This is a genomic window from Pseudomonas sp. S3_A03 (genome assembly GCF_054668275.1).
The window spans coordinates 4,674,440-4,687,912 of the sequence record NZ_CP162753.1 but is presented as its reverse complement, the minus strand read 5'-3'; the positions used below and the strand labels follow the sequence as shown (position 1 = coordinate 4,687,912).

Here is a 13,473-nt window from a genome sequence, read left to right as displayed (position 1 = left end):
AGTCAGACAGCTTTGCAGTGACTGTCAGATAGCTATCGGGGGCAAGCCCCCTCCCACACTTGACCGAGTTCCAGCATGTGAATGCGGTCGAATGTGGGAGGGGGCTTGCTCCCGACGAACGATGACGCGGCCTTATTTGACGACCACAGTGCCTTTCATCATCGAGATGTGGCCTGGGAACGAGCAGAAGAACGCATAGTCCGTCCCGGCGGCCAGTTTCGACACATCGAACGTCACCGAATCTTTCTCGCCGGCACCGATGATCTTGGTGTGGGCGATGATGCGGGCGTCACCTTCTTTCAGGTAGTTCTTGTCGATACCGGCGGCCATGCCGTCGCTGGCGATACCAGGCATATCGGCGGCAGAACTCAGTACCCAGTTATGCCCCATGACATTTTTCGGCAAGCTGCCGGAGTGAGTCAGCTCAACGGTGAACGTCTTGCAGCTTTTGTCGATTTCAATGGCTTTGGTGTTGAAGGACATCTGGTCAGTGGAGTCGACGGTGACCTTGCACTCTGCAGCAAGCAACTGGCCGCTCGCCAGAGTCAGCAGGGAAACAGCAACGAGTTTGGCAAACATGTGAATCTCCAAGGCAGGGTTTAAACAACGCGGATTGCGATAAGGGTGCCTCAAACGGGCTTGAATGCTTATGATCTGAATCAACAAATTGTATACAACTTTAGGCTATCAGACTTATCAACACAATCTACCAGCCTAAGTCGCAGCACCCGCCTATGATCGGCCCAACACTCACTGGAGCCCGAGCCATGCACTTCAATCAATTCTTCAACGGCCTGTTGGCCGCGTATGCCTGCGGTAAGTGAAGGCCAAGCGCGTCGCTAAGCTGCTACCATAGCGACCCAAGGCAGCTGCGCGCCGCCACCCTCACCTTCGACCCAAGAGGATCGCCCATGGCCAAACCTAATTACTCCTTCGCCAAACGTCAGAGAGACTTGGCCAAGGAACAGAAGAAAGAGGAAAAACTGCAACGCAAGAAAGCCGCTGCCGATGAAGAAACCGGCGCACTGAACCCGGACGTCGATGCTGAAGAAACGAACGACGAGACGGAAACACCAAAAGATCCGGCTGAATAATTTCCTTTGTGGTGAGCCGGCGCGCCCTGCTCACCACAATCCACCGTCACTCCAGCGGCATCACCGTCACCCGTACCTCCGGGTCATGGCTCCCTCCCCCCAGAATCACCCCCCGCAACGGCGACACATCGGAAAAATCCCGGCCCCAGGCCAGGGTGATGTGCTCCAGTGCCGGCTGTACGTTATTCGTCGGATCAAAATCCACCCAACCCGCCACCGGGCAAAACACCGAGACCCACGCATGGGAGGCATCGGCGCCGATCAGCCGTGGCTGGCCGGGCGGTGGCTGGGTGAGCAGGTAGCCGCTGATATAACGCGCCGCCAGGCCCCGCGAACGCAGGCAGGCGAGCATCAGGTGGGCGAAGTCCTGGCATACGCCGCGGCGGCGTTCCAGCACTTCCACCAAGGGCGTGGCGACCTGGGTGGCTTCGGCATCGAAGGTGAATTCACTGAAGATTTTTTCCATCAGCGCCTGCACGCCGAGCAGCAAGGGCTCGCCGGGCGGGAAACAGCTTTCGGAGAACTCGACGAAGGTTTTTTTCAGGTGCACGTAGGGTGATTCGAAGCGATAGCGGCACGCTTCGATGCGCTCAGGGGTCATTGTGTGGCTGCTGTAGGTCAGGCTGTCACGCGTCTGATCCCAGGGCGGCGACTGCTGAAAATCCAGCACCGGCCGTGCCAGCACTTCGACGGTCAGCCCGGCATTGACCAACAGTTCATCGTGGGGACGCTCGAAGGCCAGGCGCGTGATCGGGTTGCCGAACACATCCAGCTCATCGCGCCGCGACGACGGCTGCGGGCTGATTTCCAGTTGCTGCGCGGTGCAGCGCTGCCAGGCACACGGCCGTGGCCACAGGTGCGCCAGTTGCTGGGCCAGGGACACCGGGCTGTCGTAGTGGTAATGGGTATCGTGGAAAATCTGGTAGCGCGCGCTCATTACACCGACACCGTTTGCTGGCTGACATCATCCACATGGGCAAAATGGCGCAAGGCCAGGCGGTCCGACACTTGCCCGCTTTCATCGGCCACCGCTTGCAACAGGTCGGCCAAGCCATCCAGCGCGGCACGCACGCTGGTTTCGCCAAACAGCCCGTTCTCCAGGCAGCCCAGGTCGAAACGCGCCAGGCGCTCCACCAAGGGGGCCAGGCCGGTCTCGCGAGGTACGCCAAAATCGTCGTTGAGCCGACGCAGGGTGCGGCTCACCAGCTTGAGCTGGAACAGCACCGCATGGGGGTTCTGCTCGTCAAGCAGCAACAGGTCGAGCACCGGGATCAACTGCGGCACCGCCAGGTAGCGCGAGCGATAGGTGATGCTGCTATTGCCCAGTTCCAGCAACCACTCCAGCCCCGCCTGATCGAATACCGCCACGCCGCGCAGAAACGCCGCAAGGCTGCTGCTCAGAAATTGCAGGCGCTCGATACGCCGGCCCATCATCAGGAAGCGCCAGCCTTCGTCGCGCGTCATGTCGTCCAGGGCAAAGCCGGACAGCGCGGCGAGGGACATGACCAGGCGGTTGAGAAAATCGAGCAACTCGCCAAAGTCCGGGCTTTCGTTTTCCAGTTCCAGGGCTTCGCGTTGCAGCTCGACCAGAGCCTGCCAGTTCTCACGGGACAACTTGCCGCGCACCTGGGACGCCGCCCACTGCAAGCGCTGCAGGTTGGCGCGCAGGCTTTGCGGCCAGTCATCACCGAGTAACGCGGCCATCAGGCGTTCGGGCAGCGCGTCTTCCTCCGGCAACAGACGCAGGTTTTCACCCAGCTCCACGGCGGCCTGCAACGCCAATGGATCGTCACCATCGACGTAGCGCGCCAGCACGATACGCAGCCAACGCGCACTGTCATCGCAACGCTCGCAATAGCGGCCGAACCAGAACAGATTCTCCACCACGCGGGACGGCAGATAAGGATCGCGGCGCACCAGGTCATGCGCGCCAATCATGCGCTGCGCACGCCACTGCTCGCCGCCCGGCGCGCGTTCGCCGAGCACCCAGGTGTCTTTGCTGGCGCCACCGCGCTGCATCGACACCACTTCGGCATCGGCCTCGGCCGCCACGCGGGTCAGGCCACCGGGCAGCACGCGGTAGCCATCGGCGCTGGCCACGGCGTACACACGCATGCCGATGGCGCGGTGTTGCAGGTGGTCATCCACGGTGTGCCATACCGGCGCCTGGGACAGTTGCGCCAACTCTTGGGCGACATAGGCATAGGGCCGCGCACGCATGCGCTGGGCCAGGGCCTGGCGTTGCTCATCGTTCAAATCGCGGCCAAAGACCGGGGCGAAACTCTGCGATGGAAATGCCGGTTTGATCAGCAACTCCGGCAGCTTCGCCAAGGCTTCGGCGAGCACCGGCGCCTCACCGCACCACCACGTGGCGATGGACGGCAGAATCAGCGCTTCACCGAACAGGAATTCGTTGATTTTCGGCAGAAACCCCAGCAGCCCCGGCGACTCCAGCACGCCACTGCCCAACGCATTGGCCACCAGCACATTGCCCTGGCGTACCGCATCAAGCAGGCCGGGCACGCCGAGGGCCGAGTCAGTGCGCAGCTCCAACGGGTCACAGAAGTCATCATCCAGGCGCCGCATGATCGCGTGCACCCGGCGCAGGCCGCTGAGGGTCTTGAGGTACACGGTGCTGTCGCGCACGGTCAGGTCGCCGCCTTCCACCAAGGGGTAGCCGAGCTGGCGGGCGAGGTAAAGGTGTTCGAAGTAGCTTTCGTTGAAGCGGCCAGGGGTGAGCAGCACGATCAGCGGCGGCTGGTCGTCGCCGGGGGCCTGGCGGGCCAGGGTTTCCTGAAGCGTACGGAAGAAACCGGTGAGGTGTTGCACCTGCAAATCACGGTACAGGTCCGGGAAGGCGCGGGACACGATGGTGCGGTTTTCCAGCGCATAACCGGCGCCGGACGGGGCCTGGGTCCGGTCGGCGGTGACCCACCAACGACCATCCGGGGTGCGCGCCAGGTCCACGGCGTACAGATGCAGAAAGGTGCCGTCGGGGGGCAGGATGCCCTGGCACGGCCACAGGAAATTGTTATGCCCGAACACCAGCTCCGCCGGCAGCAAGCCTTCCTTGATCAGGCGCTGCGGGCCGTAGAGATCGGCAAGCACAGCATTGAGCAGGCGCGCACGCTGGGCGATACCGGCAGACAACTGCTGCCATTCATCGGCGGCCAGCACGTGGGGCAACAAGTCCAGCTCCCACGGGCGGTCGGCGCCCTTGGGGTCGGCGTAGACGTTGTAGGTCACGCCGTTTTCCTGGATCTGCCGCGTCAGCAGCGCCTGGCGCTGGGCCAGTTGCGCCGGGGTGCTGCGTTGCAGGTGGTCGAGCAGGCGCCGCCAATGGGCACGCACCTCACCGCTGTCATCCAGCAGTTCATGATAAGTGCCCGCGGTGAGCGGGTAACGGTCGAGCAAGTCGGACATGGAACGCTCGGGCAGAGGCAAAGGGGCTCAGATTAACCTAACAAACACTGCAAATCCGCTGTGGTCGCATTCAGTCTTTTTTATTGGGAAAACGTCGTAGATCCAGAGTCATCGGCAGCTCGTCATTAATCTCCAGGTTTGGCACCGGCAGCTTTCCAGGCGTATGCCCCAACCGGAAGAACCGCTCCTGCCGCCGGCTCTCGGCTCCGTTGGCATTCACCGGCAAGCTGTCGTAATTGCGCCCGCCCGGGTGCGCGACGTGGTACTGGCAGCCGCCCAAGGAGCGTTGCATCCAGGTGTCCAGCAGGTCGAACACCAACGGCGCGTGCACCGGGATGGTCGGTTGCAGGCAGTTGGCCGGTTGCCAGGCGCGATAGCGCACACCGGCGACAAACTCACCTACACGGCCGGTGGGTTGCAGCGGCACCGGGATGCCGTTGCAGGTCAGCAGATAACGTTGCGGCGCCAGGCCGCTGAGCTTGACTTGCAGGCGCTCCAGCGACGAGTCCACATACCGCACCGTGCCGCCCACTGCGCCCTCCTCGCCCAGGACATGCCAAGGTTCAAGGGCCTGGCGCAGTTCCAGTTCGATGCCGCTGACGGCGTAGTCGCCGATCTTGGGAAAACGGAACTCCAGGTGCGCGGCAAACCACTCGGCGCGCAGCGGGTAGCCGGCGGCGTTGAGTTCGACAATGACGTCGGCGAAATCCTGCTCGATAAAGTGCGGCAGCAGGAAACGGTCATGCAGCTCGGTGCCCCAGCGTGCCAATGTCGGCGGTGCATAGGGTTCACGCCAGAAGCGCGCGACCAGCGCCCGCAGCAGCAGCTGCTGGGTCAGGCTCATGCGCGCATGGGGCGGCATTTCAAAGGCACGCAGCTCCAGCAGGCCCAAGCGGCCTGTGGCGCCGTCGGGCGAGTAGAGCTTGTCGATGCAGAACTCGGCGCGGTGGGTGTTGCCCGTCACGTCGATGAGCAGGTTGCGCAACAGGCGGTCTACCAGCCACGGCGGGCATTCTTCGCCGGGAGCGGGCATCTGTGCGAAGGCGATTTCCAGCTCATACAACGCATCGTTACGTGCTTCATCCACCCGTGGCGCCTGGGAGGTCGGGCCGATAAACAAGCCGGAAAACAGGTAAGACAGCGACGGATGGTTATGCCAGTAGCTGATCAAACTGCGCAGCAAGTCGGGGCGACGCAGGAACGGCGAGTCCTTGGGCGTGGCGCCGCCGAGTACAAAGTGGTTACCGCCACCGGTGCCGGTGTGGCGCCCGTCGATCATGAACTTCTCTGTGGTCAGGCGGGTTTGCCGAGCCTCTTCATAGAGGAACTCGGTGCGCTCGACCAACTCGTCCCAGGTGGCGGACGGCTGCACGTTGACCTCGATCACACCGGGGTCCGGCGTGATCCGGAAGTTGCTCAGGCGCATATCGAACGGCGGTTCATAGCCTTCCAGCAGCACCGGGCAGTGCAACTCCTCAGCGGTGGCCTCGATGGCAGCCACCAGCTCCAGGTAATCTTCGACCCGCTCCAAGGGCGGCATAAACAGGTACAGGCGCCCTTCCCGTGCTTCAGCGCACAGCGCGGTGCGGGTCAGCCAATCGGCGGACTCGTCCACCTCTGGCACGCGGTCTTCACTGGGCGCAGGCTCACCGTGGCTTTGCAGTTGCGCGGTGGTGGGCAGCGGCGGCTGCTCCTGGTTCGGGTCAGTGGGATGCACAAACGGATATTCCGCCGCCGTCACCCATGGCTGCGACGCCAGCGGCAGGCGATAGCCCAGCGGCGAATCCCCCGGCACCAGGCGGCAGTGATTGTCGCGCAGGTACCAGCGGCCGCTTTGCCAACGGTCATTGGCCGCCGTGCGCGCCAACGGCAACACTTGACCGATGACTTTATCCAGCCCCTGGCTGAACACTTTGCGCAGGCGCGCGCGCTCCAGGTCATCGCTCAGGCGCGGGTCTTGGGCGGTGACGTTGTGCGGCAGCGCGCCTTCACGCCACAGGTAGTAGAAATTGTCTTCGAAAGCCGGGAACACAAAGCGCGCCGGCAGTTTGAGGCGCTCGGCGACGCTGGCCAGGAAGCGCCCGGCCATCACCCCATCGGCGCCGTAGTCTTGTTGTTCATCGGCAATCAACGCGCTGTTGTGCCAGATTGGCACGCCGTCGCGGCGCCAGTAGCAGTTGAGCGACCAGCGCGGCAGTTGCTCGCCGGGGTACCACTTGCCCTGGCCGAAGTGCACCAGGCCCGCTGGCGCGTATTGCTTGCGCATGCGCTGGAACAGCTCGGCGGACAGGCGACGCTTGTCCGGGCCGAGGGCCGCGGTGTTCCACTCGGCGCCATCGGGATCGTCGATGGACACGAAGGTCGGTTCGCCGCCCATGGTCAGGCGTACATCGTCCTTGAGCAGGTCGCCATCGATCTGCCGGCCCAGGGCCTGGATCGCCAGCCATTGTTCCTCGGTGTAGGGCTTGGTCACCCGAGGGGCTTCCCAGATCCGCTCCACCGACATTTCGTGGGTAAATTCACACTCGCACGGCTCCACCAACCCGCTGATCGGCGCGGCGGACGATGGGTCGGGACTGCAGGCCAACGGGATATGCCCTTCACCGGCGAACAAACCGGACGTGGCATCCAGGCCGATCCAGCCGGCACCGGGCAAATACACTTCGCACCAGGCATGCAGGTCGGTGAAGTCCACTTCGGTGCCGGACGGGCCATCAAGGGCTTTGACGTCGGCGGTCAGTTGAATCAGGTAGCCCGACACAAACCGCGCCGCCAAGCCCAGGTTGCGCAGCAGTTGCACCAGCAACCACGCCGAGTCGCGGCACGAGCCGGAGGCGTTTTCCAGGGTGAATTCCGGGGTTTGCACGCCCGGTTCCATGCGGATCAGGTAACCGATATCGGCGGCCAGGCGCTGGTTGAGGCCCACCAGAAAGTCCACGGCGGGCAACGGCGTACGGTCGATACCGGCCAGGTAGGCGGCGAATTTCGGGGTCAGCGGCAGGGTTTCCAGGTACGGCGCCAACTCACGTTGCTCATCGGCGGCGTAGCTGAAGGGGATTTTCTCGGCGTAAGGCTCAAGGAAAAAGTCGAACGGGTTGAACACCGCCATCTCGGCGACCAGGTCGACTTCGATACGCAGTTGATCGGTCTTTTCCGGAAAAACCAGGCGCGCCAGGTAATTGCCCTGGGGGTCTTGCTGCCAGTTGATGAAGTGCTGCTCGGGCAGCACTTTGAGTGCGTAGGACAAAATCCGCGTACGGCTATGAGCCGCTGGGCGTAAACGCACGATTTGTGGGCCGAGTTCAACAGCGCGGTCGTAGCGGTAATGCGTAACGTGGTGCAACGCGACATGAATCGACACGGCGGCCTCCTGCGAGCCAGGGCATGGACACAACGTGCGCAAGACTTATGCCAGAGCGGCGATCATTGCGCGTTATCGTAAGACCCGCTGCAGTACAGCACCAAAACGGCGCCAATGTACGTGCCATGGTGCAAGAGCTGCACATATTTGTGGCGCAGGGTGGCGAATCTACCCATCTAGCGTGCTTTGTGTGTGGCGATGATGGCTTGGCGCAGCCGCCTCACTTCAACCAGTTTCTGGCGCATTTCGCGGTGACGCTTACTGTTGAGCAGCAGCAACCCCAACAGCGGGAACAGCAGGCTCAAGCCATAGGAAAGCGGATGCGGACCAAACGCGATGGTGGGCAGCACCCCCAGAACACAGAGCGCAAGCAACATCACCAGCGGCCATACCCATTGCGGCCGCCCGCGCGCGATCATGAAATTGCAGTGCACGATGCCCCACGTCAGCGCGAGGCCACCCAGGAAGGAATACTTGAGGTTGTCGTCCATCGGCAAGCGCGGGAAATAACTGTCGAAAATCAGTGGCACCGCGAATACCAGGCTGAACACCGCCGCGAAAATCGCCCCCATGAAGACCGGGAAGTACTGCGCCAGAAAACTGCGAATACCGGGTAGCTCATTCACTGCTCATTTCCTCATACAGTCCCACGGCAATGGTGCGTACGTTCCCCGAGATTGCACTGCCGGTGAAGCCGATGGCCGCGCCCAGGGCATCCTGTATCTGGGTCACCGTTGCATGCTTGACCTGGGCGGGGGTGAAACGCTTGGTCGCCTCGCCGGACAGTTGCTTCAACTTGAGCATTTTGGCAGTCATGCGCGGGTCCTGGATGCTGAGCAGTTCCTTGGTGAGCTTGGCGCGCTCTTGCCGGTTCAATCCTCGCAATACCTCCCGCACGCTTTTGCCGGTGGTGGCCTGGTTCAGCCGCACCAGCTTTATCGTGGTCAACGTCGATGCCCCGACCCCGATCAAGGACGCCGCATCCAGCGCGATCATCGTGTACTGATACCACTCCGAGCTGTCGAGCTTGTCGTTTTTGGAGGGGTCACTGATCTCATTGCTGACGCGATAACCACTGGCAAAACACTGCAGCGTGCTGGCCGTGGCGGCGGTATAGCCGATGGCCGTGATCACGCTGCTGGCGCCCGCCGTGAACGGCACGGCGACGGTACCGCTGAGCACGACGATCCAACCGATGATCGCGCCTGCGCAGGACAGAGACGTATTGATCGCCTCTCCCACGAGGCGCGATTCGCGAGGGTTGTCCTGGACCTGTTGCGCAAACTGCGCCGGGGCAATGTACTTCTGCGCTTCACGCAAAATAATGCGCTTGGGGGCAATGCTGCGAGATCGGCTGGAATTCACGCAGGGTGACCACGTTGAAATCGGCGTCGATATACACGACGCCCGCCCCCACGATGGCCGGGTCAGCATCAATGGCCGCAAACAGGCGTGGCAGGTTGATCTGGCTTTCGATGCGCTGGCGCGCCATGAACTGGGAGCGGTTGGAGTCCATGCCGATGTTGAGCAGGGGGTTGCTCATTGGGGTGCTCTTCCTTGAAGGGGGTGGTGACTGGGCTGATGCTATCGGGGGCAAGCCCCCTCCCACATTTTGAATGTATTCACGCAACACGTGTGGGAGGGGCTTGCTCCCGATGGCGATCTAATGGGCGCCACCTTAGCAAACAGGCTACCCACTCGCCACACAGCAAAACGCCAGCTCAAGGCTGGCGTTCTGCATATTCAAGCGGCGATCAACGCGGTACAACCGGCTTGCGCGCCGGCTTGCCGCCTTTACCCTTGGCCGCATCGCTGCGCTCTTTGGCCGCCTGTTTGTTACGTGCCTGCGCGGCGGCCTTGGCTTGTTCACGCTTGTCCCACGGGTTGCTGCCGTCGCTGCCACGAGGCGGCAAACCGGTGTGCTGGGTGAGGATTTTAGTGGTGGTTTCCTTGGCGACCTTGTGGCTGCCGGCCGGCGTCGAGTTCTTGCGACGGGCGCTCTGGTAGCTGTCGGTGCTCGGCTGGTGCAGCGGGATCAACTGGTCCTTGCCCGGGCCGATCAGGTCGGCACGGCCCATGCGGGTCAGCGCTTCACGCAGCATTGGCCAGCCTTTGGGGTCGTGGTAACGCAGGAACGCCTTGTGCAGGCGGCGCTGCTCCTCGCTCTTGACGATGGTGACCGCGTCACTCTTGTAGGTGACCTTGCGCAGCGGGTTCTTGCCCGAGTGATACATCGCGGTGGCGGTGGCCATCGGCGACGGGTAGAACGCCTGCACCTGGTCGGCACGGAAACCGTTGCCCTTGAGCCACAGGGCCAGGTTCATCATGTCTTCATCGGTGGTGCCAGGGTGGGCGGCGATGAAGTAGGGGATCAGGTACTGCTCTTTGCCCGCTTCCTTGGTGTACTTCTCGAACATGCGCTTGAACTTGTCATAGCTGCCGATGCCCGGTTTCATCATCTGGTTGAGCGGACCTTCCTCGGTGTGTTCCGGGGCGATCTTGAGGTAACCACCGACGTGGTGGGTCACCAGCTCTTTCACGTATTCCGGCGACTCGACGGCCAGGTCGTAGCGCAGGCCGGAAGCGATCAGGATCTTCTTCACACCCGGCAACGCACGGGCGCTGCGGTACAGCTGGATCAGCGACGAATGGTCGGTGTTCAGGTTCGGGCAGATGCCGGGGAACACGCAGGACGGCTTGCGGCACGCGGATTCGATTTCCGGGCTCTTGCAGGCGATGCGGTACATGTTCGCGGTCGGGCCGCCGAGGTCGGAGATCACCCCGGTGAAGCCGGGTACTTTGTCGCGGATCTCTTCGATTTCGCGAATGATCGATTCTTCGGAACGGTTCTGGATAATGCGGCCTTCGTGCTCGGTGATCGAGCAGAAGGTGCAGCCGCCGAAGCAGCCCCGCATGATGTTCACCGAGAAGCGGATCATGTCGTAGGCCGGGATCTTTTCCTTGCCGTACGCCGGGTGCGGAACACGTGCGTAAGGCATGCCGAACACGTAGTCCATTTCTTCGGTGGTCATCGGGATGGGCGGCGGGTTGAACCACACATCCACTTCACCGTGCTTTTGCACCAGGGCACGGGCGTTGCCCGGGTTGGTTTCCAGGTGCAGCACGCGGTTGGCGTGGGCGTAGAGCACCGCGTCGCCACGGACCTTTTCCACCGACGGCAGGCGGATCACGGTCTTGTCACGGGTCATGCGCGGGCTGGCCAGGATCTGTACGACCTTGGCTTCTTCCGGGTCATCAACAGGCCCCTTCTCTTGCTCGATAGCGCAAGCCTGGGTGTCCTGGGTGTTGACGTACGGGTTGATGATCTTGTCGATCTTGCCCGGACGGTCGATACGCGTGGAGTCCACCTCATACCAGCCCGCCGGCGTGTCCCGGCGAATGAACGCGGTACCGCGCACGTCGGTGATGTCTTCGATCTTGTGGCCCCACGACAGGCGCTGGGCAACTTCGACAATGGCCCGCTCGGCGTTGCCGTACAGCAGGATATCGGCGGTGGCGTCGATCAGGATCGAGTTGCGCACGCGGTCCTGCCAGTAGTCGTAGTGGGCAATGCGACGCAGGGACGCTTCGATGCCGCCGAGTACGATCGGCACATTCTTGTAGGCTTCCTTGCAGCGCTGGCTGTACACCAGGCTCGCACGGTCCGGGCGCTTGCCGGCCATGCCGCCGGGGGTGTAGGCGTCGTCGGAACGGATTTTCTTGTCGGCGGTGTAGCGGTTGATCATCGAGTCCATGTTGCCGGCCGCGACGCCAAAGAACAGGTTGGGCTCGCCAAGCTTCATGAAATCGTCTTTGGACTGCCAGTTCGGCTGGGCAATGATCCCGACGCGAAAGCCCTGGGACTCCAGCAGCCGGCCGATGATCGCCATGCCGAACGAGGGGTGGTCAACGTAGGCATCACCGGTGACGATGATGATGTCGCACGAATCCCAGCCAAGCTGATCCATCTCCTCCCTGCTCATGGGCAGGAATGGCGCAGGACCGAAACATTCGGCCCAGTACTTGGGATAGTCAAATAACGGCTTGGCTGTTTGCATGACGGTGACCGGTGTTGAGATGAAAAATCGCGGGCGCGGAATATAGCACAAATTTTGACCAATTCCGACGGTAATGGTCGGAATTGAATAGACGGATTATTCGTCGTCGTCGAAGTTGTAACTGCCCGGCGCCAGGTTCTCGAAACGCGTGTACTTACCGATGAATGCCAGGCGGATAAAGCCAATCGGGCCGTTACGCTGCTTGCCGATGATGATCTCGGCAATGCCTTTGTGTTCCGTTTCGGGGTGATACACCTCGTCGCGGTACACGAACATGATCACGTCGGCGTCCTGCTCGATGGCTCCGGATTCACGCAAGTCGGAGTTCACCGGACGCTTGTTGGGACGTTGCTCCAGGGAACGGTTGAGCTGGGACAGCGCCACCACCGGGCAGTTGAACTCCTTGGCCAGGGCTTTCAGCGACCGGGAGATCTCGGAAATTTCGTTGGTACGGTTGTCACCGCTGGAACCTGGGATCTGCATCAATTGCAGGTAGTCGATCATGATCAGGGCGATGTCGCCGTGCTCACGCACCAGGCGACGGGTACGCGCGCGCATCTCGGAGGGGCTGATGCCCGCCGTATCATCGATAAACAGCTTGCGGTCATTGAGCAGGTTGACCGCCGAGGTCAGGCGTGGCCAGTCGTCGTCTTCGAGGCGACCGGCACGCACCTTGGTCTGGTCGATACGGCCGAGGGACGAAAGCATACGCATGATCAGCGATTCACCTGGCATCTCCAGGGAGTACACCAGGACTGTCTTGTCGCTGCGCAACACCGCGTTTTCCACCAGGTTCATCGCAAAGGTGGTCTTACCCATGGATGGACGGCCGGCGACGATGATCAAGTCGGACGGCTGCAGGCCGCTGGTCTTCTCATCGAGGTCCGTGTAGCCGGTGGAAATACCGGTGATCGCGTTGTCGGTGTTGAACAGGGTGTCGATGCGGTCGATGGCCTTGGTCAACAGGTCGTTGACGCTGACCGGGCCGCCGGTTTTCGGGCGTGCTTCGGCGATCTGGAAGATCTGGCGCTCGGCCTCGTCGAGAATCTCGGCGGCGGTGCGGCCCTCGGGGTTGAAGGCACTGTCGGCGATTTCGGTGCTGATGCCGATCAATTGGCGCAGAGTGGCCCGCTCGCGCACGATCTGGGCATAGGCCTTGATGTTGGCGACGGACGGCGTGTTTTTTGCCAGCTCACCGAGGTAGCCGAGGCCGCCGACCTGGGAGGTCTGACCTTCTTTGTCCAACTGCTCGGCCAGGGTCACCACGTCGATCGGTGAGTTCTGGTCGGCCAGCTTGGCGATGGCGCGGAAAATCAGGCGGTGGTCATGGCGATAGAAGTCACCGTCCGAGACTTGATCCAACACGCGTTCCCAGGCGTTGTTGTCCAGCATCAAGCCACCGAGCACGGCCTGTTCGGCCTCGATGGAATGCGGCGGCACCTTCAGGGCAGCGGTTTGCAGATCGTATTGCTCAGGAGCTGAAATATCGTTCATGGCCACTTGGAATTTGGGGATTGTAGAAAAACAAAAGGCACGA

8 protein-coding genes and 1 pseudogene are annotated in these 13,473 nt (G+C 62.0%); 1 reads left to right on the top strand and 8 read right to left on the bottom strand.

All coding sequences use genetic code 11. The features are described 5' to 3' along the window. Positions 1–132: 132 nt before the first annotated feature. Positions 133–579: an azurin gene (azu, locus tag AB4O25_RS21375; protein ID WP_017526401.1), complete on the bottom strand. Its 447-nt coding sequence runs from the start codon at positions 577–579 to the stop codon at positions 133–135. Between the two features lie 332 nt (positions 580–911). On the opposite strand from azu, the gene AB4O25_RS21370 reads away from it, so the two are divergent. Then, positions 912–1,094, top strand: coding sequence for a hypothetical protein (locus AB4O25_RS21370; protein WP_017526402.1), 183 nt, complete (start codon positions 912–914; stop codon positions 1,092–1,094). 46 nt (positions 1,095–1,140) lie between these two features. On the opposite strand, the gene AB4O25_RS21365 is transcribed toward AB4O25_RS21370, so the two are convergent. The 7 genes and pseudogenes from AB4O25_RS21365 to dnaB all read right to left on the bottom strand — a co-directional run bounded on the left by AB4O25_RS21365 (position 1,141) and on the right by dnaB (position 13,430). Then, complete coding sequence (locus AB4O25_RS21365) at positions 1,141–2,031, bottom strand: transglutaminase family protein (RefSeq protein ID WP_017526403.1); 891 nt, start codon at positions 2,029–2,031, stop codon at positions 1,141–1,143. Further along, positions 2,031–4,517, bottom strand: a complete 2,487-nt coding sequence (locus tag AB4O25_RS21360) for a circularly permuted type 2 ATP-grasp protein (protein WP_017526404.1) — start codon at positions 4,515–4,517, stop codon at positions 2,031–2,033. Before AB4O25_RS21360 ends, AB4O25_RS21365 begins: the two co-directional genes overlap by 1 nt. Before the next feature lie 70 nt (positions 4,518–4,587). After that, positions 4,588–7,878: a transglutaminase family protein gene (locus tag AB4O25_RS21355; RefSeq protein ID WP_460149959.1), complete on the bottom strand. Its 3,291-nt coding sequence runs from the start codon at positions 7,876–7,878 to the stop codon at positions 4,588–4,590. Positions 7,879–8,054: 176 nt separating this feature from the next. Beyond that, a complete protein-coding gene (locus AB4O25_RS21350; RefSeq protein WP_460149958.1) occupies positions 8,055–8,504 on the bottom strand; it encodes a hypothetical protein in 450 nt (149 codons plus the stop codon). After that, a pseudogene (locus tag AB4O25_RS21345) lies at positions 8,497–9,421 on the bottom strand (NAD synthetase). The gene AB4O25_RS21350 and the pseudogene AB4O25_RS21345 overlap by 8 nt, the downstream one beginning before the upstream one ends. Before the next feature lie 211 nt (positions 9,422–9,632). Then, complete coding sequence (locus AB4O25_RS21340) at positions 9,633–11,936, bottom strand: YgiQ family radical SAM protein (RefSeq protein WP_017526409.1); 2,304 nt, start codon at positions 11,934–11,936, stop codon at positions 9,633–9,635. A 96-nt stretch (positions 11,937–12,032) separates the two neighbouring features. After that, on the bottom strand, positions 12,033–13,430 hold the full coding sequence (gene dnaB / locus AB4O25_RS21335; protein ID WP_017526410.1) for a replicative DNA helicase: 1,398 nt from the start codon (positions 13,428–13,430) through the stop codon (positions 12,033–12,035). Between the last annotated feature and the right edge of the window lie 43 nt (positions 13,431–13,473).

What these genes read in the sequence shown, in the direction of transcription:
- AB4O25_RS21340 (WP_017526409.1), bottom strand. Translation starts at nt 11,936, where the DNA reads ATGCAAACAGCCAAGCCGTTATTTGACTATCCCAAGTACTGGGCCGAA.
- azu (WP_017526401.1), bottom strand. Translation starts at nt 579, where the DNA reads ATGTTTGCCAAACTCGTTGCTGTTTCCCTGCTGACTCTGGCGAGCGGC.
- AB4O25_RS21365 (WP_017526403.1), bottom strand. Translation starts at nt 2,031, where the DNA reads ATGAGCGCGCGCTACCAGATTTTCCACGATACCCATTACCACTACGAC.
- AB4O25_RS21360 (WP_017526404.1), bottom strand. Translation starts at nt 4,517, where the DNA reads ATGTCCGACTTGCTCGACCGTTACCCGCTCACCGCGGGCACTTATCAT.
- dnaB (WP_017526410.1), bottom strand. Translation starts at nt 13,430, where the DNA reads ATGAACGATATTTCAGCTCCTGAGCAATACGATCTGCAAACCGCTGCC.
- AB4O25_RS21370 (WP_017526402.1), top strand. Translation starts at nt 912, where the DNA reads ATGGCCAAACCTAATTACTCCTTCGCCAAACGTCAGAGAGACTTGGCC.